Origin of the sequence: Ferrovibrio sp. (genome assembly GCF_017994015.1) — a bacterium.
Taxonomy (GTDB): Bacteria; Pseudomonadota; Alphaproteobacteria; order Ferrovibrionales; family Ferrovibrionaceae; genus Ferrovibrio.
Genome location: NZ_JAGOLP010000007.1, coordinates 35,851 through 54,731, shown reverse-complemented (window position 1 = coordinate 54,731; position 18,881 = coordinate 35,851). Strand labels below are relative to the sequence as shown.

Sequence of the window (18,881 nt, the reverse complement as noted above, 5' to 3'; positions counted from 1 at the left end):
CAATCGCATTTAAAAGTCGCAGCGTATCTGAATAGGCAAGCCCTGTGAGGAGCGCAAATGTCGGTTGGAAATTGTTTGGAGGAAATGGTGGGCCCGGAGGGACTTGAACCCCCAACCAGACCGTTATGAGCGGCCGGCTCTAACCAATTGAGCTACAGGCCCGGATATCCTGAATGGCGGCTGCCAATCGGGCTATCAAGGATGGAGGCGCAATTTACGCGAGCGGCGGCTCTGCTTCAATGTTCGGCGCGGCCGCTTGTCATCGGGCTAATCGCGGCGCCAGGGCGGCCACAGCCGCTGCGGGTCCACACCAAACGGATAGCGCATCGCTAGCAGCAGGCCAAAGCCCAATGCCGGCCAGTAAAACCACAGCCGGGTCGGGCTGGTGATCAGATTGAGGATCAGCAGAAAGCCGGCCAGGATGCCGAAACGGCAGGCCATTTTGCGCCATTTGCGGATCTGCTCGGCTTCGTCGGGCGCGGCCTTGCCCTGCTGCGGTGCCGATGATGCGGTTGGCACCGGCTGCGCCTGCTGCGCCGTCGCACCATCCAGCAGGATGCGATAGGCCGGCACCGGCTCGGCGATATTCTTGATATCGCGCGGGCCGATAAAATCGAAGCCAAAATCCAGCTTCTTGCGCACCTGCTCGAATACCGTGCCGGAAATGCAGATGCCGCCCGGCTCGGCCAGGCTTTCCAGCCGCGCGGCGATATTCACGCCGTCGCCATAGAGGTCGCTGCCATCCACCATCACATCGCCGAGATTGATGCCGATGCGGAACAGCAGCGGCGGCGTGCCAGGTGTTTCGGCATGTTCGGCGGCATTGCGCGTGGCGCTGCGGCGCTGCGCCGCCACGGCGGCGAACACCGCTTCCACCGGCGAGGAGAATTCGGCCAGCAGGCCATCGCCCCAGGTATTCACCACGCGGCCATGATGCCGCTCGATCTCGGCGGTCATCTCGGCGCGATGGCGTTTCAGCCGCGTCACGGTGCCAACCTCGTCGGCCTCCACCAGCGTGGAATAGCCCTTCATGTCGGCGCAGAAGATAGTGGTGAGTTTACGCGGCAGGGCGGCGCCGGCGGCGGCTGGCTGGTCGGGGGAGGGGCCGGATGTGGTCATGAACAGCCTCTGATGCGGCGCTGGCAGCAGCCGAGTATAGCCCGATCCGCGCTTTTGCCAGCAGCCGGACAGGGCGACTTTCTGTGATGGTGGTACGGAAAATCGCCGATTTAGACAAAAAAAGGGGGCGAAACCGCCCCCTTTTCAACATTTCTGCTCAGGATTTCTGCTTTGGCAGGATCAGGTATCCAGGAACGAGCGCAGTTTGCGCGAGCGGCTGGGATGCTTCAGCTTGCGCAGCGCCTTGGCTTCGATCTGGCGGATACGCTCGCGGGTGACGTTGAACTGTTGGCCAACTTCCTCCAGCGTATGGTCGGTATTCATGCCGATGCCGAAGCGCATGCGCAGCACACGTTCCTCACGCGGGGTGAGGGTGGCAAGCACGCGGGTGGTGGTTTCGCGCAGGTTGGAATTGATCGCGGCATCGAGCGGCAGAACCGCGTTCTTGTCCTCGATGAAATCGCCGAGATGGCTGTCTTCCTCGTCGCCGATCGGGGTTTCGAGCGAGATCGGCTCCTTGGCGATTTTCAGCACCTTGCGCACCTTCTCCAGCGGCATGCCGAGCTTGGTGGCCAGTTCCTCCGGCGTCGGCTCGCGGCCGATTTCGTGCAGCATCTGGCGGCTGGTGCGCACCAGCTTGTTGATCGTCTCGATCATATGCACCGGGATGCGGATGGTGCGGGCCTGATCGGCGATCGAGCGCGTGATGGCCTGCCGGATCCACCAGGTGGCATAGGTGGAGAATTTGTAGCCGCGGCGATATTCGAATTTATCCACGGCTTTCATCAGGCCGATATTGCCTTCCTGGATCAGATCAAGGAATTGCAGGCCGCGATTGGTGTATTTCTTGGCGATGGAGATCACCAGGCGGAGATTGGCTTCCACCATCTCCTTCTTCGCCATGCTGGCTTCGCGCTCGCCCTCGCGCACCTGCTTGTAGATACGCTTGAACTCGGTCACCGGCAGGCCGACCTGGGTTGCCACGATGGCGATATCGTCGCGGATCGGCTTGATGCTGGTGCCGGCATTCTCGGCAAACTTGATCCAGCCCTTGTGGCTCTTGAGCTTGCCCACCTTGCCGAGCCATTGCGGGTCAAGCTCGTTATTCTCGTATTGCTTGAGGAATTCCTCACGCGGAATCTTGTAGCCCTCGGCCAGCCGCAGCAGGCGGCCTTCCAGCATCATCAGCTTCTTGTTGTGGCTATAGAGGCTTTCCACCAGGCTTTCGATGCGGTTGTTGTTGAGATGCACCGACTCCATCAGCCGCACCATCTCATGCTTCAGCTTGGCGTAGGACTTGTCTTTCTTGGCATCGGCATCGGCATGCACCAGGGCGGCTTGCAGGCGCTCTTCCTGGGTTTTTTGCAGCTTCTTGTAATGCTTGGCGATGGCGTCAAAGGCTTCCAGCACCTGCGGCTTGAGCTGCGCTTCCATGGCGGCGAGCGACAGGTTGGCCTCGTCGTCCTCGTCCATTTCCTCAGGCCCGGTGACCACGCCATCGGCCAGCACGGTGCCCGGCGCCACGGCCACGGCAGCCGGCTTGGTGCCGTCGCCCTTCACCATGACGCCCTTGACCGGGCCGCCCGGCTGGGCCGGCTCGCCCTTGGCCGGGGCCTTGAACTCGGCCTTCATCTCCGCCTTCACCGTGGCCGGCGCGGCGGCTTCCTCATCTTCTTCTTCCATTGCCGGATCGGGGCCAGCGCCGCCGCCCATGGTGGCTTCCAGATCCACCACATCGCGCAGCAGCAGGCGGCCTTCCACCAGTTCGTCGCGCCAATGCACAATCGCCTGGATGGTCAGCGGGCTTTCGCAGATCGCGCCGATCATTTTCTCGCGGCCGGCCTCAATGCGCTTGGCGATGGCGATTTCGCCTTCGCGCGACAGCAGCTCCACCGAACCCATTTCGCGCAGATACATGCGCACCGGATCGTCGGTGCGGTCGGCTTCGGCCTTCGGGCCGGCGGTTTCGCCGGCTTCGGCCTCGCCCTCGGCTTCGGCTTCTTCCTTTTCCGGCGCGGCGTCTTCCTGCTCTTCCGATTCAACGATGGTCACGCCCATCTCGGACAGCATGGCCATGGTGTCCTCGATCTGCTCGGAGGAAACCTGCTCGGGCGGCAGCACCGCGTTAATCTCGTCATAGGTGACGTAGCCGCGCTCCTTGGCGCGGGTCAGCATGCGCTTGATGGCCGCCACCGATGCGTCGATCAACGGCGTATCGGCCGTGTCTTCCTTTTCAGGAGCTTCGTTGGCATCCGGTGCCGCTGCTTGTTTCGCCATGCCGCTTCCTAACGCATCGCCCGGCTCGTGTGAGCGGGTCGTTCAAAAACACACAGAGCCGCCCCGCGAGGAACGGCTCCCATTTGATCACTCATTCCTCGTCCGAGGCCGATACCAGGCTTCGGGCGGCGCCCACTTCCGCCTGCAAGGCCGAAAAACGGCGCCAGGCATCCGGGCTCATATCATCGGCGAGTTCCGCCTGTGCGGCCGCCAGTTCCTTCTCCAGCTCGGTCAACCGATAACGCTGCACGGCCTGGAACCAGCCTCTCTCTACCTTGTCGCGCGGGGTCTCGGTGCGCGTGAACGGCTCAAAGACCCGGTATTCCTCACCGAATACGAGGTCGAGCTGGTCAGCGAGGCCCTGGCCCAACAAATGGGATGCCAGCCCCTCGCCGTCAAGACCAGGATGGCGGGACGCTTCTTCTAGAATCCGGGTCTTGAGGCTGTCAAGTACAGGATTCGGGAATGTCAACCGCGCCGCCGTCTCGGCATGGTCGTCAACCAGCCAGGGATGGCGCAACAGACCCAGCAGAATGGCTTTTTCCCGGCGATCCGGGGCTTCTGTGGGTGGGGCAGTCTCTCCGATCAGGCGGCCGAAACCGGGCCGGCCGCCGGTCCAGCGTTCTCCCGGCCGCCCGCCCCAGGCGCCGGGTTTGAACTGTCCGGGGCCAAATTGACCCAAGCCGGATGCCCGATTCGACCGCGCCGGAGCAAAAAGGCCCCGCAGCCGCTCGCGCAGGTGGTCGCGATAGTGGCTCTGCACGCCAGGGTGTTTAATGCGGAAGGCAGCTTCCTTGAGGCTGTTTTCCAGGGCAGCCCGGCGTTCCGGGGTATCAATCGGCTGGCCCTCGGTTTCCTTGCGCCACAGCATTTCCGCCAGCGGCAGCGCCTGGGCCAGCACAGCTTCCATTGCCGCCGCACCCTGGCCGCGGACCAGATCGTCCGGGTCCTGTCCGGCCGGCAGCAGGGCAAAACGCAGGGATTTGCCCGGCTCCAGCAGCGGCAAGGCGCGGTCCACGGCGCGCAGGGCGGCTTTCAGGCCGGCCTTGTCGCCGTCGAAACACAGGATCGGCTCGGCGGCCAGGCGCCAGAGCAGGCCGATCTGCTCCTCGGTCAGCGCCGTGCCCAGCGGCGCTACGGCATGATTGAAGCCAGCCTGGGCCAGCGCAATCACGTCCATGTAGCCTTCCACCACCAGCACCGTGCCGGCCTCGCGTGCCGCCTCGCGGGCGATGGCAATGTTGTACAGCGTGTGGCTCTTGTGGAAGAGGGGGGTCTCGGGCGAGTTGAGATACTTGGCCGGCGCATCCGGATCGAGCGCCCGGCCGCCAAAGGCGATGGTGCGGCCGCGCCGGTCGGCGATTGGAAACATCACCCGGTTGCGGAAACGGTCATAGCTCGGGCCGCCATCATCCGGCTTGATCAGCATGCCGGCTTCAACCAGCAAGGCTTCCGGGATATTACGCGCCAGCATGGCTTCCTTCAGCGCGGTGCGGCTGGACGGCGCATAACCCAGGCGGAACCGCTCGATGGTGGCCGCAGTCAGGCCGCGCCGCTCAATATAGGCTTTCGCCTCGCGGCCCACGGCGGCCTGGAATTGCGCCTGGAACCATTTGGCGCATTCCTCCAGCGCGCTCGACAGCGATGCCGCCTGCTGGTCGCGCTGGCGATCCTCGGGCCTTTGCTGCGGCACTGCCAGCCCAGCCTCGCCGGCCAGTTGCTCAATCGCCTCGGGAAAGGACAGCCCGCTTTTGGCCTTGAGAAATTCGATGGCATCGCCATGCGCGCCACAGCCGAAGCAATGGTAATGGTCGTCATAGACGTGAAACGATGGCGTCTTTTCATTATGGAACGGGCAGAGGCCCAGATAATCGCGGCCGCGCTTGGTCAGCCGCACATGGCGGCCGATCAGCGCCGGCAGCGAGAGCCGGTTGCGCAGTTCTTCAAGAAACGACTCGGGGAATTGGGCCATGGCCTGCCCATTCTACACCCTTATGAGAGCAGGCCCTTGAGCACGGCCGAGGCTTTGCCAAAATCCATCTGGCCAACATATTTGGCCTTCAGCACACCCATGGCTTTGCCCATATCCTTGATGCCGGTGGCGCCCACTTCGGCGATGGCGGCGCGGGCGGCGGCCTCGATCTCTTCCGGCTCCATCTGCTTGGGCAGGAACGATTCGATGATGGCGATTTCCTGTTTTTCCTGGTCCACCAGGTCCGGGCGGCCACCCTGCTCATAGGCGGTGATCGATTCGCGCCGCTGCCGCACCATGGTTTGCAGCATCGCCAGAATGTCCTGTTCAGGGATGCCGGTGCGGTCGGCGCCATCGGTGCGGGCGTTGATATCGCGGTCCTTCAGCGCGGCCAGGATCAGCCGCAAGGTGCTGGTGCGGCGGGCATCTTTGGCTTTCATCGCTTCTTTCAGCGCAGAGTTCAGCGCATCGCGCAGCATGGTACGTCCCCCGGGAATCCGTAATCGTGAAAGGGGCGAGCATACTCGAAGCGTCGATTTGACGCAAAAACAATAAGCTGTTGATAAGTCTAATTGTTTCGATACAAGTTGCGACTTGACGGAATGGCCGGATTTGCTATGGTCCGGCCCCGGTCGGCGGGGCTGGTGCCAGTCCGCAGCCGCTCATCCACAACACGGGCCCGAAACTCCCGGAGGCGCGGTACTGATTACCCGCTCCGGCAGCTTCCTGCGGCCCAAAAGTCATGCTCGCCGGCATGGCGCAGCACCAGATGGAGTACCGGACATGTCGCCCCAGCCGAACGATCCGTCGATGCCGCAACCAGGGCTGACGGGAATCGTCGTTCTGGCCGATGGCAGTGTTTTCCACGGCCATGGCCTCGGCGCCGAAGGCGTGGCCGAAGGTGAAATCTGCTTCAACACTTCTATGACCGGCTATCAGGAAATCCTTACCGATCCTTCCTATGCCGGCCAGATCATCACTTTCACCTTTCCGCATATCGGCAATACCGGCACCAATCCGGAAGATATCGAAACCCAGGGCATCGCCGCACGCGGCCTGATCCTGCGCGCGCCGATCACCGGGCCGTCGAATTTTCGCAGCGACCACCATCTCGACACCTGGCTCAAGGCGCGCAACCTGGTGGGTATTTCCGGCATTGACACGCGGGCGATGACGCGGCGCATCCGCGACCTTGGCGCGCCCAATGGCGTGATTGCCTTCCGTCGCGACGGCAAGTTCGATATCGCCGCCCTGACCGCGCAGGCCAAGGCCTGGCCGGGCCTGGAGGGCATGGACCTGGCCAAGGAAGTGAGCTGCCGCCAGACCTATGGCTGGGATGAAACGCTGTGGACGCTGGGCAAGGGCTACGGCAAGCTGGAAAATCCGAAATTCCACGTTGTCGCGCTGGATTTCGGCATCAAGCGTAACATCCTGCGTAATCTGGCCAATCTGGGCTGCCGCGTCACCGTGCTGCCGGGCGATGCCACGGCCGATGACGTGTTGCGGCACCAGCCCGATGGCGTGTTCCTGTCCAACGGCCCGGGCGATCCGGCCGCCACCGGCGAATATGCCGTGCCGACGATCCGCAAGCTGGTGGAGAGCGGCAAGCCGGTTTTCGGCATCTGCCTCGGCCACCAGATGCTGGCGCTGGCGCTAGGCGGCCGCACCGCCAAGATGGAGCGGGGCCATCGCGGCGCCAACCATCCGGTGAAGGACCTGGAAACCGGCAAGGTGGAAATCACTAGCCAGAATCACGGTTTCTGCGTGGTGGAGGAAAGCCTGCCGGCGAATGTGGTGCGCACCCATGTGTCGCTGTTCGACGGCTCGAATGAAGGCATCAAGCTGACCGACAAGCCGGTCTTTTCGGTGCAATACCATCCCGAAGCCTCGCCCGGCCCGGAAGACAGCCACTACCTGTTCCAGCGCTTCGTTAACCTGATGGAGCTGGCAAAGTGAAGCGCAGCGCAGTCTCAGAGATTGCGCAGCAGCCGGTCGTATTCGGCATGACTGCCGATCCAAAACCAGTAAATGGTGTCGTCCCGGGCCAGCCCCAGGGCGCGGTAATGGACATCAATGCGAACCGACCAGACTGGGCGGTTTCGACCGACGCGCTTGAAATGCAGGCTGGGGTGCTCGGGGTTCGTTTGCCAAAGCCGGTAGGCCTTGATGGCGCGGCCCTGCACATCGGCGGGCAGGGCGTCAAAAGTCGCAATGAAGCCGGGCAGGCGGCGGCTTTGCATCAGCGCGGGCCGGATTTTGGCGTGGCTTCCTGGTTGGAGTTTTCGATGTCAAAAGCTTCGTCCAGCCCGGCCTCGATTTGTGCCAGCGCACGATCCGCCAGCTTGTCGAGCGCATCCTGGCTGGCGGCGAAGGTGGCATCCCAGCGCGCTTCGTCGTGGATTTCTTCCAGCAGCCATGAAGCCAGCCGGTCCTGGTCGGGCTGGGGCAGCTTCGCGGCCTCGGCGAAGGCTTTTTGCAGCAAGATGGTCATGGCAGTGAGCATAGCGCGCCACGCCGATGGCGCCAATACGCTAATTCAGCAGGTTTCCCATGCCTAAACGCACTGATATCAAAAGCATCCTCATCATCGGCGCCGGGCCGATTGTGATCGGCCAGGCCTGCGAATTCGACTATTCCGGCACCCAGGCCTGCAAGGCTTTGCGCGAGGAAGGCTACCGGGTCATCCTGATCAATTCCAACCCGGCCACGATTATGACCGATCCGGGCCTGGCTGATGCCACCTATGTCGAGCCGATCACGCCCGAGATTGTGGCCAAGATCATCGAGAAGGAGCGGCCCGACGCGCTGCTGCCGACCATGGGTGGCCAGACCGCGCTGAACACGGCGATGAAGCTGGCCGAGGAAGGCGTGCTGGAGAAATTCGGCGTCAAGCTGATCGGCGCCAGCCGCGAGGCCATCGCCATGGCCGAGGATCGTGAGCTGTTCCGCCAGGCGATGAACCGCATCGGCCTCGACATGCCGAAATCGGCCACTGCGCATACCTTGGACGAAGCCCGCGCCGTGCTGGCCGAAACCGGCCTGCCATCGGTGATCCGGCCCAGCTTCACACTCGCCGGCACCGGCGGCGGCATTGCCTATACGCGCGATGAATTTGACGAGATCGTGCTGCGCGGCCTGGATGCCTCGCCCACCACCGAAGTGCTGATTGATGAATCAGTGCTGGGCTGGAAAGAATACGAGATGGAGGTTGTCCGCGACCGCAAGGACAATTGCATCATCGTCTGCTCGATCGAGAATATAGACCCGATGGGCGTGCATACCGGCGACAGCGTGACCGTGGCCCCGGCACTGACCCTGACCGACAAGGAATACCAGATCATGCGCAACGCCTCGATGGCGGTTTTGCGCGAGATCGGGGTGGAGACCGGCGGCTCGAATGTGCAATTCGCGGTCAATCCGGCGGATGGCCGCATGGTGGTGATCGAGATGAATCCGCGCGTCTCGCGGTCCTCGGCGCTGGCTTCCAAGGCCACCGGATTCCCGATTGCCAAAGTGGCGGCCAAGCTGGCCATCGGCTACACGCTCGACGAGTTGATGAACGACATCACCGGGGTGACGCCGGCCTCGTTCGAGCCGACGATTGATTACATCGTCACCAAGATGCCGCGCTTCACCTTCGAGAAATTCCCCGGCACCGACAAGCTGCTCAACACTTCGATGAAGTCGGTGGGCGAGGCGATGTCGATGGGGCGCTGCTTCCAGGAAAGCCTGCAAAAAGCCCTGCGCTCGATGGAGACCGGTTTGACCGGCCTCAACGAAGTGGCGATCCCGAATTACGAGGAAGGCGACAAGGATATCATCAAGGCGGCTTTGGCGCGGCCGACCCCGGATCGCCTGCTGGTGATTGCGCAGGCTTTCCGCCATGGCCTGAGCGCCGAGGAAATCCACGCCGCCTGCAAATACGATCCCTGGTTCCTGGCCCAGATCGAGGAAATCGTGCGCGCCGAGCAGGGCGTGCGCAAGGCTGGCTTGCCGCAGGATGCCGAGGCTTTGCGCAAGCTGAAGCAGATGGGCTTTTCCGATGCGCGCCTGGCTGAGCTGGCCGGCCTGAAGGAAGCCGAGGTTTCCGCCACCCGGCGCGCCGCCAAGGTGCTGCCGGTGTTCAAGCGCGTGGATACCTGCGCCGCCGAGTTCGAGAGCCGCACGCCCTATATGTATTCGACCTACGAATTCGGCGCCGCAGCCGAATGCGAGGCGCAGCCGACCGACCGCAAGAAGGCGATCATCCTCGGCGGTGGCCCGAACCGCATCGGCCAGGGTATCGAATTCGACTATTGCTGTGTCCATGCCGCCTATGCGCTGAAAGAGGCCGGCTATGAGACCATCATGGTCAATTGCAATCCGGAAACCGTTTCGACCGACTACGACACTTCCGACCGGCTGTATTTTGAGCCGCTGACGGTGGAGGATGTGCTGGAGATCGTGCGGGTCGAGCAGTCCAATGGCACATTGCATGGTGTGATCGTGCAGTTGGGCGGCCAGACCCCGCTCAAGCTTGCTGCCGGCCTGGAAGCCGCCAATGTGCCGATCCTCGGCACTTCGCCGGATGCCATCGATCTGGCCGAAGACCGCGAGCGTTTCCAGCAATTGTTGCAGCAGCTTGGCCTGCGCCAGCCGACCAATGGCATCGCCCGCTCTGAAGCCGAGGCACGCGAGGTGGTGGCGCGCATCGGCTATCCGGTGGTGATCCGGCCGAGCTATGTGCTGGGTGGCCGCGCCATGGAGATCGTGCGCTCCAACGCCCAGCTCGAACGCTACATGACCGAGGCGGTGCGGGTTTCCGGCACCTCGCCGGTGCTGATCGACAGCTACCTGTCGGATGCAATCGAAGTGGATGTGGATTGCCTGGCCGATGGCGAGACGCAGTTTGTTGCCGGCGTGATGGAGCATATCGAGGAAGCCGGCATTCATTCCGGCGATAGCGCCTGTGCGCTGCCGCCCTACAGCCTGGCACCGGCGATCATCGACGAGATCGAGGCGCAGACCAAGGCGCTGGCCCGCGCGCTCAAGGTGGTGGGCCTGATGAATGTGCAATACGCGGTCAAGGACGGCGTGGTGTATATCCTGGAAGTCAATCCACGCGCCTCGCGCACGGTGCCGTTTGTCGCCAAGGCGATCGGCGAGCCTCTGGCCAAGATTGCCGCCCGCGTCATGGCCGGCGAGAAGCTGGCCAGCTTTGGCCTGGTGGCCAAGCGGCATGACCATATCGCGGTGAAGGAAGCGGTATTCCCGTTTGCCCGATTCCCCGGGGTGGACATCATTCTGGGGCCGGAAATGAAATCGACCGGCGAAGTGATGGGCATCGACCGCGATTTCGGCATGGCCTTTGCCAAGGCGCAGCTTGCCGCCGGCACCATCCTGCCGCGTGAGGGCAGCGTATTCATCTCGGTGCGTGATGGCGACAAGCCGGCCCTGGTGGAAGCAGCGCGCAGCCTGGTGGCGATGGGCTTGCAGATCGTTGCCACCACCGGCACCGCCAAATTTTTCCAGGAGCATGGCATTGCCGTGCGGGTGGTGAAGAAGGTGATGGAAGGCCGGCCGCACATTGTCGATTCGATGAAGAACGGCGAAATCCAGCTGGTTTTCAACACGTCGGAAGGTGCCGCTTCGATCCGCGACAGCTTTGACCTGCGCCGTACTGCGCTGATGAACAAGATCCCGTATTTCACCACCGTGGCCGGCGCCAAGGCGGCAGTACGGGCGATTGAGGCGTTGCGCGCCGGAAGCCTTGCCGTATCCCCGTTGCAGGCTTATTTTTAGGGTTTGCGAGGATAGAGCCATGCAACGCATTCCCATGACCGCATCCGGTTTCAATCGCCTGGAAGCGGAGTTGAAGCACCTGAAAAGCGTCGAGCGGCCGGAAGTGATCCGGGCGATCTCGGAGGCGCGCGAGCATGGTGATTTGTCGGAAAACGCCGAATATCATGCCGCCAAGGAAAAGCAGGGCTGGATCGAAACCCGCGTGATGGAGCTTGAGGACAAGCTGGCCCGCGCCGAGGTGATCGATGTGTCCAAGCTGTCGGGCGACAAGGTGAAATTCGGCGCCACCGTGGTGCTGGCCGACGAGGATACCGACGAAAAGACCACCTATCAGATCGTTGGTGCCGACGAATCCGACATCAAGTCGGGCCTACTGTCGATCACCGCACCGCTGGCCCGCGCCCTGGTGGGCAAGAGCGCCGGCGATAGCGTGGAAGTTTCCGCGCCGGGCGGCGCCAAGGGCTACGAGATCGTCTCGGTCGACTATAAATAAGCACTATCTTCTGGTGTGAAATGCAGCCCGGGCGCAGAAAACCGCCCGGGACAGCATAGTGACGACCATCACAGAGCCAAAACCACATACTTTCGGTATACTGTTTGCCTGCGGGTAATGGCAGCGCCCTTTGGCGTGGCCGGGAATTGCCCTGCTGCAAGGAGCGCCGAGCGCATGAGTGGTCCGAAGCGTGTTCTGTTGGTGGATGATGATCGCACCCTGCAATCGCTGTTGGCGGAGCAGTTGGAGGCGACCAGGGAATTCGCCACCCATTGCGTCAATGACGGCGCCGCCGCCATTGATGTGGCGCAGCGTGAATTGTTTGACCTGATCCTGCTGGATGTTGGCCTGCCCGATCTGGATGGCCGCGAGGTCTGCCGCGAAATGCGTCGCCTGGGTGTGCGCACGCCGGTGATCATGCTCACTGCCGCCGATAGCGACAGCGATACCATCCATGGCCTGGAAGCCGGCGCCAACGATTACGTATCAAAACCGTTCAAGATGGGCGTGCTGATTGCCCGCGCCCGCGCCCAGCTGCGCCAGTTCGAACAGAGCGAGGATGCGGTTTTTTCCATCGGCCCCTACAGTTTCCGGCCCGCCAACAAACTTTTGCTGGATAACGAGAAGGCCGGCAAGAAGGTGCGGCTGACCGAGAAGGAAACTGCGATCCTGAAATACCTGCTGCGTGCCGGCCAGAAGCCAGTGCCGCGGGATATCCTGCTCACCGAGGTGTGGGGCTACAATGCCGGCGTATCTACTCACACGCTGGAAACCCATGTCTATCGGCTGCGCCAGAAGATCGAGCGCAATCCTGCCGAGGCGCGGCTGCTGCTGACCGAACCCGGCGGCTACCGCTTGCAGCCATGAGCCGCGTTGCTGCCGTCTTGCGCCAGGGTGTTGCCTACCTGCCGGAAAAAAGCGGCGGCCGCTTCTCCGCCATGGCGCGGCGGCCTTCCTGGAAATCCTGCGTCTTGAAGCTGGCCGCGGCGCGGTCGCGGGCGGCGCGTTCGTCCAGCCGGCCATTGGCAATCTCGTTCAGGCTTTGCTTCATGCCGCGCAAGGCCAGCGGCGCCAGGCCGCTCAGCGTGCCGGCCAGGGCTTCGGCGCGGGCCGGCAACTCGGCCGCCGGCACCAGCCAGTCGAGGAAATGGCAGCGCAGCATCTCGGCGGCATCAAAGGTTTCGGTGGCCAGGAACAGCCTTTTGGCCGGCCCCAGCCCAAGCCGCGCCACCGCCCGGCGCAGGCCATGGGCGTGGTATTGGATGCCCAGCTTGGCCGGCGGGATGAAGCAGCGGATGCCTTCAGCGCCGAGCCTGAAATCGCAGGCCAGCGCAATATCGGTGCCGCCGCCATACACGCCACCCTGCAACACACAAAGTGTTGGGCAGGGGAAGGCTTCCAGCCGGTCGCTGACCCGTTCCAGCGGATTGTCGCGCCAGTCATGCCCGGCCACATCGCCAAGATCAACGCCGGCGCAAAAGCTCTTGCCCACCGCACGCAGCACCAGCAGGCGCAGCTTGGGCTGCTTGGCCAGATCCAGCAGGATGGCATCCAGCGCTTCCAGATCGGCCACTTCGAGCGCGTTATGCTTTTCCGGCCGATTCAGGGTCAGGGTTGCGCGCTCGGCTTCGGTCTCTACAATGAAAGCGTCAGACATGGTTTTTCGCGGCTCGCTGGGGGAGAGGATGCCGGTATTTCCGCATAGCCCGGCTTTGGCCGCAAGGCTTGCGTCATGAACGCCGAAGCCCGCATCAGCACGGATTTTTATGTGCGTTTCTGGGGCGTGCGCGGCTCCATCGCGGTCGGTTCGGCCGAGGTGATGCGCTATGGCGGCAACACATCCTGCCTGGAAATCCGCTGCGGCGATCATGTGCTGATCTTTGATAGCGGCACCGGCATTCGGGCGCTGGGCAACCTGCTGCAACGCACGGCGCCGCTGGATGCCGATCTTTTCCTTACTCATACCCATTACGACCATGTTTGCGGCCTGCCGCATTTCTGCCCGTTCTTCGATCCGCGCAACCGTTTCCGTGTCCATGCCGGCCATGTCACTGATGGCCCGGGCATCAAGGGCGTGCTGAAGCAGATGATGACTTCACCGCTCTTTCCGGTGCCGCTGGAGATTTTCCAGGCGCAATTGAGCTTCGAGGATTTCCAGCAAGGCGCCGTGCTGGAGCCGGCGCCGGGCATCCGCGTGCTGACCGCGCCGTTGAGCCATCCCGATCTGGCCACCGGCTATCGGGTTGAATTCCAGGGCAAGTCGATCTGCTATCTCACCGATACCGAACATCCCGCCGAAGGTATCTGCCAGCAATTGGTGGAATTTGTGCGCGGCGCCGATATCGTGATCTATGATTCCATGTATACGCCGGCGCAATACAAGACCCGCAAGGGCTGGGGCCATTCCACCTGGGAAGCCGGCGTGGCCTTGTGCAATGCCGGCGCGGTGAAAACCTATGTGGTGTTTCATCACGAGCCAGAGCATGACGATGCCGCCATGGATGCCATCGCCGTCGATGTGGATCAGGCGCGGCCCGGCTCTATAGTGGCGCGCGAAGGCATGCTACTCAGGCCCTGATGGATTCCAGACTCTACTGGCGCCGGCTCCGCATGGGGCTGCAAACCCTGCTTGGGATCAAGCGGCAGGGTTTTTTCATTCCCTATCGTTATGCCGATGGCATCGCTGAAACGCAGCCGCTTTATGCCGAGATGGCGGCGCTGATGCAGGCGCAGGAAGCGGCATTCCGCAGCCTGCTGGCGGTGATTCATGGCCATGCCGCTGATTTTGCCGCCTTTGGCCAGGGCAGGCAGGCCGGCAGCCCGCGTTTTGACCAGGATTGGTTTCCAACCCTGGATGCGGCGGCGGCTTATGCCCTGGTACGGCAATGGCGTCCGGCGCGTATTGTTGAAGTTGGTTCCGGCCATTCCACCCGCTTTCTGGCTCGCGCCGTGCTGGATGGCGGTTTTGCCTGCCGGATCACCGCGATTGATCCGGCGCCGCGCGCCAGCCTGCGCGGCCTGAATGTGGATTTCCGCCCCGGCATTGCCCAGAGCGCCGATCCGGCTGTATTTGCCGCGTTGCAGCCGGGCGATCTGCTGTTCATCGATTCAAGCCATATCCTGATGCCGGGCAGCGATGTGGACTGGCTGTTCAACCGCGTGCTGCCGCGCCTGCCGGTCGGCATCCGGCTGCATATCCACGATATCTTCCTGCCCGATGATTATCCGGCCGGCTGGGCCTGGCGCGGCTATAACGAACAGCAGGCAATCCCGGCGCTGCTGGCTGGCGGTGGCTGGAGGCTGGATTTCGCCAGCCATTATGCCGCCACACGGCTTGGTGCCGAGGTGGATGCGGCCTTGGCCGGCCTGCCGCGCGCCGCCAGTGGCCTGCCGGCCAGCCTGTGGCTGACCAAGCAGGCGTAAGTCTCAGCCGCGCAAAACCGCCGTCACCTTGGCTTCAAGCTGGCCTAGTACCACCGGCTTGATCAGGAAGGCATTCACGCCGGCATCGCGGGCCTGCAACACATAGTCGCGTTCGCCATGGCCGGTGATCATGATAACCGGCGTATCGCTCGGTGTGGCCCAGGGCAACGAACCAGAACGCAGCTTTTTCACCAGATCAGCACCGGTATTGCCGGTCATGCTGTAATCGGTCAGCAGCAGATGAAACGCCTGCTGGTTCAGCAGCCCTTCGGCTTCGCGGGCGCTGAAGGCGGTTTTGATATCGGCAAAGCCGATGCGGCGCAGCATGCGGGTCAGCAGGTCGATCATCTCTTCCTGGTCATCTACCACCAGCACACGATAGGCGGCGAAGGATTGGCGTGAGGCGCTCATGGTTGGCTCGGGCTTGGCAGCAGGGCATTGATCTTGGCCAGCAGGCGATCCAGGTCCACCGGCTTTGTGTCGTAATCGGCGCAGCCGGCGGCGATACATTTTTCGCGGTCGGTGGCCAGGGCATGGGCGGTGAGGGCGATCACCGGAATTGCCGCAGTACGCGGATCGGCTTTCAGCCGGCGTGTGGTTTCCAGCCCGTCGATGCCTTCACCCAGGCCGATATCCATCAGCACCAGATCGGGCATTTCGCGCGGCGCCACCTCCAGGCCCAATTCGCCGGTTTCGGCATAGCAGAGCACAAAGCCGCGTTTGCTCAAGCGCCGGCCCAGCATGTCGCGGTTCATCTCGTTGTCTTCCACGATCAGGATTTTCTGGCTCATTCGATAATCTCGCCGGCATATTTTGCGGGCATGGTGAAAACAAAGCTGGAGCCTTGGCCCGGCACGGAACTGACCGTGATATCGCCGCCAAGCAGGCGGGCGATCTTGCGGCTCAGCGCCAGGCCCAGGCCGGTGCCGCCAAAATGTCGCGCCGTGTTGCTGTCGCCGCGATTGAATTCGTCGAAGATGCTATCCAGCTTGTCGGGCGGAATGCCGATGCCGGTATCGCTGATGGTGAAGCGCAGCCATTCGGCGCCATCCTGCTCATAGGAGGCCACTTGCAGCACCACCTTGCCGCCGCGGGTGAATTTGGCCGCATTGGATAGCAGGTTGATCACCGTCTGGCGTGCCTTGGTCACATCGGTCCAGAGCGTGCCGCTGCTGGCGCTATTGTCGATGGTGAACGCGTTTTCGTTTTTCTCCATCAGGCGGCGGATCACCACCACCACATCGCCGATCAGATCGTTCAGCGCAATATGCTCCGGCGTGATTTCCATCTTGCCGGCTTCGATCTTGGTGATGTCAAGAATATCGTTGATCAGCGCCAGGATATGGCGGCCGGAAATGCGGATGCGGCGCAGGTCCTTGGCATAAACCTCCTGGCCGTCCTCCTCGGCTTCTTCCAGCAGGATTTCGGAATAGCCGATGATGGCGTTCAGCGGCGTGCGTAATTCATGGCTCATCGAGGCCAGGAAGTCGGTTTTGGCATAGCTGGCACGTTCTGCCTTTTCACGCGCCACCACCACTTCCTGCTCGGCCTTCTTGCGCTCATCAATCGGCAGGATGGCATTCATCCAGGCGCGCTGGCCGCCATAGGGCAGCGGGCGGCAGGAGATCAGCGCCCAGAACAGCCTGCCCTTGCCGTCGATCATGCGGGCTTCATAACCCTCCACCGGCTCGCCCTGCTGCTGCAATTCCGCCAGGCGCAGGAAATCCGCCTCCTGCTCGAAGAATTTGCGGGTTGAGAGCGTGCCGTTTTTCAGCGCCTGCGGCGTGAAGCCAAATACCTCGCTGGCATTCGGGCTGGCGAAAAGCGGCTTTTCGCCCAGGGTCAGCACCAGCGGGAACGGCACCGCCTCAATCAACTGGCGCTGCGCCCCGGCCGCCAGTTCCTGCGCCGTCAACTGATCCTGCAACTTGCGCCGGCCGGAATCGGCGCGCACATGCTCCACAAAGGACAGCCAGTTGAAGCGCAACACCAGCGAATAGGCCAGCAATGCCATCAGCACGCCCACGCTGACCACATGATTCTGCGTGCGGTCCATGGCAAAGCCGCAGACCAGTAGCACAATGCCCAGCGGCAGGCCGAAGCCAACGCCGCTCATTGGCAGGCGTGAGATCGCCGAAGCGGCGCCCACCATCATCACGCCGATCACGCCGACATAGAGCGACTGCTCCTGCGCATTGAGATGCGGAAAGGTCATGGCGCAGGCCATTGCCCAGGCCAAGCCAACCAGGATGGCATGCTGGCTGGCGCGGCGGATGCGCAGTGGACTGATCTTGTCGGGCCACGGCGCGTTGCGGAAGCGGCGCCAACTCAGCAGCATTGGCACTGTCAGCAGCATGATTATGGTGTAAGGCACATAGACATAATGCTCGCGCACCACGTCCGGCGTGTTGAGCACCGAGGCTAGAATGGCCAGCGCGTTGCCCGAAATCAGGAACGGTACCATCTGCACCAGATGCACCGCCTGATGCACCCGGATTTCGTCGGCGTATTCCTTGCGCGCAGGAAAGGTCAGCCTAGCCAATCAGTGGTTCCCCAGTTTGCGGTGACAAGCGGCATCATGATGCCTGCTGCACCGCAAAACGCCAAGGGAAAACAACCTCTGAGGGAGGCTTACCGGTAGGGATCGGCTGCGTCGCGCAAACCGTCGCCGAAGAAATTGAATGCCAGCACTACAACGATAACCGGGATTGCCGGCGCCATCAGCCAGGGGTAGAGCGCCACCACGTTGATATTCTGCGCTTCGTTGAGCAACACACCCCAGGAAGTGATCGGGGGCCGCAGGCCAAGGCCGAGGAATGACAGCGCGGTTTCGCCCAGGATCATCGACGGGATCGAGAGCGTGGCCGAGGCGATCAGATGGCTCATGAAGCTGGGCATCAGATGGCGCCCGATGATGCGGCTGGGGCTGGCGCCCATAAGCTGGGCGGCGGTGCAGAAATCCTCTTCGCGCAGACTGAGCAGCTTGGACCGCACGGCGCGGGCCAGGCCGGGCCAGTCGAGCAGGCCCAGGATGATGGTGATGCCGAAATAGACCAGGATCGGCGACCAGGTGACCGGCAGGGCGGCAGATAGCGCCATCCATAGCGGCAATTCCGGCAAACTTCGGATCAGTTCGATCAGCCGCTGGATCATGCTGTCGATCCAGCCGCCGTAATAACCCGAGATGCCGCCCAGCACGATGCCGATGATGAAACTGATGGCGATGCCGATCAGGCCCACGGTGAGCGAGATGCGCGTGCCATAGACAACGCGGGAAAAGATGTCGCGCCCCAATCGATCTGTGCCGAACAGGTAGAAATGGCCTTCCTCAGCCGGGCAGACGAAGTGGAACTTCATCGGCACCATGCCCCAGAAATGATAGCTGTCGCCCTGGCAGAAGAAACGCAGCGGCAGCACGCGCCTTGTATCCTCGCTGTATTCACGTTTCAGCGTATCGACATTCAGCTTGAAGCGCAGGCCATAGACAAACGGGCCAACAAATTCGCCCTCGTGGAACAGATGAATCTCGCTTGGCGGCGCATAGATGGCGCGCGCATTGCGGGTCTGCACATTATAGGGCGCGACAAATTCCGAGATCAGCGTGGAGGCATAGATCAGCAGCAGGATCACACCGCTCCACACGCCGAGGCGATGGCGCTTGAACTTCCACCACATCATCTGCCATTGCGACGCCTGGAAATAGCGCTCCTGCTCCGGCGACAGCTTTTCCACCGAATAGGGATCAAACGGTTCCTTGGAAACCCAGTGCTGCAAATTGTTGGATTGCAGGCGCGTGTCGTTGCTGGTGTCGGTCAT

At 62.4% G+C, this 18,881-nt stretch carries 17 protein-coding genes and 1 tRNA gene; 6 read left to right on the top strand and 12 right to left on the bottom strand.

Annotation, left to right across the window (positions count from 1 at the left end; genetic code table 11):
• Window positions 1-85: 85 nt before the first annotated feature.
• From KBB36_RS06290 to KBB36_RS06270, 5 genes are all read right to left on the bottom strand, one after another.
• Window positions 86-162: transfer RNA gene (locus tag KBB36_RS06290), tRNA-Ile, on the bottom strand.
• 105 nt (window positions 163-267) lie between these two features.
• Complete coding sequence (locus tag KBB36_RS06285) at window positions 268-1,119, bottom strand: adenylate/guanylate cyclase domain-containing protein (protein WP_290978109.1); 852 nt, start codon at window positions 1,117-1,119, stop codon at window positions 268-270.
• A gap of 180 nt (window positions 1,120-1,299) precedes the next feature.
• On the bottom strand, window positions 1,300-3,396 hold the full coding sequence (rpoD, locus tag KBB36_RS06280; RefSeq protein ID WP_290978107.1) for an RNA polymerase sigma factor RpoD: 2,097 nt from the start codon (window positions 3,394-3,396) through the stop codon (window positions 1,300-1,302).
• 91 nt (window positions 3,397-3,487) lie between these two features.
• Window positions 3,488-5,368: a DNA primase gene (gene dnaG, locus KBB36_RS06275; protein ID WP_290978105.1), complete on the bottom strand. Its 1,881-nt coding sequence runs from the start codon at window positions 5,366-5,368 to the stop codon at window positions 3,488-3,490.
• A 20-nt stretch (window positions 5,369-5,388) separates the two neighbouring features.
• Window positions 5,389-5,847, bottom strand: coding sequence for a GatB/YqeY domain-containing protein (locus KBB36_RS06270; RefSeq protein ID WP_290978103.1), 459 nt, complete (start codon window positions 5,845-5,847; stop codon window positions 5,389-5,391).
• A gap of 304 nt (window positions 5,848-6,151) precedes the next feature.
• On the opposite strand from KBB36_RS06270, the gene carA reads away from it, so the two are divergent.
• Window positions 6,152-7,324, top strand: a complete 1,173-nt coding sequence (carA, locus tag KBB36_RS06265) for a glutamine-hydrolyzing carbamoyl-phosphate synthase small subunit (protein ID WP_290978101.1) — start codon at window positions 6,152-6,154, stop codon at window positions 7,322-7,324.
• Between the two features lie 14 nt (window positions 7,325-7,338).
• Here the strand turns inward: carA and KBB36_RS06260 are convergent, their stop codons facing one another.
• Entirely contained in the window at window positions 7,339-7,608 is a 270-nt protein-coding gene (locus KBB36_RS06260) for a hypothetical protein (protein ID WP_290978099.1), read from the bottom strand.
• Window positions 7,608-7,859 (bottom strand): hypothetical protein, encoded by a 252-nt coding sequence (locus KBB36_RS06255; RefSeq protein WP_290978097.1) that lies wholly within the window; start codon window positions 7,857-7,859, stop codon window positions 7,608-7,610. Before KBB36_RS06255 ends, KBB36_RS06260 begins: the two co-directional genes overlap by 1 nt.
• A 59-nt stretch (window positions 7,860-7,918) precedes the next feature.
• Between KBB36_RS06255 and carB the strand changes: the two genes are divergently transcribed.
• From carB to KBB36_RS06240, 3 genes are all read left to right on the top strand, one after another.
• Window positions 7,919-11,149, top strand: coding sequence for a carbamoyl-phosphate synthase large subunit (gene carB, locus KBB36_RS06250; protein WP_290978095.1), 3,231 nt, complete (start codon window positions 7,919-7,921; stop codon window positions 11,147-11,149).
• A 19-nt stretch (window positions 11,150-11,168) separates the two neighbouring features.
• Window positions 11,169-11,642 carry a transcription elongation factor GreA gene (gene greA, locus KBB36_RS06245; RefSeq protein ID WP_290978093.1) on the top strand — a complete coding sequence of 158 codons (474 nt, stop codon included), beginning with the start codon at window positions 11,169-11,171 and terminating at the stop codon, window positions 11,640-11,642.
• Window positions 11,643-11,816: 174 nt separating this feature from the next.
• The gene (locus KBB36_RS06240) at window positions 11,817-12,509 is read left to right on the top strand and encodes a response regulator transcription factor (protein WP_290978091.1); all 693 of its coding nucleotides are present in this window, start codon (window positions 11,817-11,819) and stop codon (window positions 12,507-12,509) included.
• Between the two features lie 34 nt (window positions 12,510-12,543).
• Here the strand turns inward: KBB36_RS06240 and KBB36_RS06235 are convergent, their stop codons facing one another.
• Entirely contained in the window at window positions 12,544-13,299 is a 756-nt protein-coding gene (locus tag KBB36_RS06235) for an enoyl-CoA hydratase-related protein (RefSeq protein ID WP_290978089.1), read from the bottom strand.
• A 75-nt stretch (window positions 13,300-13,374) separates the two neighbouring features.
• On the opposite strand from KBB36_RS06235, the gene KBB36_RS06230 reads away from it, so the two are divergent.
• Both KBB36_RS06230 and KBB36_RS06225 read left to right on the top strand, forming a co-directional pair.
• Window positions 13,375-14,220, top strand: a complete 846-nt coding sequence (locus tag KBB36_RS06230; protein WP_290978087.1) for an MBL fold metallo-hydrolase — start codon at window positions 13,375-13,377, stop codon at window positions 14,218-14,220.
• Entirely contained in the window at window positions 14,220-15,065 is an 846-nt protein-coding gene (locus KBB36_RS06225; protein WP_290978085.1) for a class I SAM-dependent methyltransferase, read from the top strand. The genes KBB36_RS06230 and KBB36_RS06225 overlap by 1 nt, the downstream gene beginning before the upstream one ends.
• A 3-nt stretch (window positions 15,066-15,068) precedes the next feature.
• Here the strand turns inward: KBB36_RS06225 and KBB36_RS06220 are convergent, their stop codons facing one another.
• The 4 genes from KBB36_RS06220 to KBB36_RS06205 all read right to left on the bottom strand — a co-directional run bounded on the left by KBB36_RS06220 (window position 15,069) and on the right by KBB36_RS06205 (window position 18,881).
• On the bottom strand, window positions 15,069-15,476 hold the full coding sequence (locus KBB36_RS06220) for a response regulator (RefSeq protein ID WP_290978083.1): 408 nt from the start codon (window positions 15,474-15,476) through the stop codon (window positions 15,069-15,071).
• Window positions 15,473-15,856 (bottom strand): response regulator, encoded by a 384-nt coding sequence (locus KBB36_RS06215; RefSeq protein WP_290978081.1) that lies wholly within the window; start codon window positions 15,854-15,856, stop codon window positions 15,473-15,475. Before KBB36_RS06215 ends, KBB36_RS06220 begins: the two co-directional genes overlap by 4 nt.
• Window positions 15,853-17,607 carry an ATP-binding protein gene (locus KBB36_RS06210; RefSeq protein WP_290978079.1) on the bottom strand — a complete coding sequence of 585 codons (1,755 nt, stop codon included), beginning with the start codon at window positions 17,605-17,607 and terminating at the stop codon, window positions 15,853-15,855. Before KBB36_RS06210 ends, KBB36_RS06215 begins: the two co-directional genes overlap by 4 nt.
• 89 nt (window positions 17,608-17,696) lie before the next feature.
• Window positions 17,697-18,881, bottom strand: coding sequence for an ABC transporter permease (locus KBB36_RS06205; RefSeq protein WP_290978077.1), 1,185 nt, complete (start codon window positions 18,879-18,881; stop codon window positions 17,697-17,699).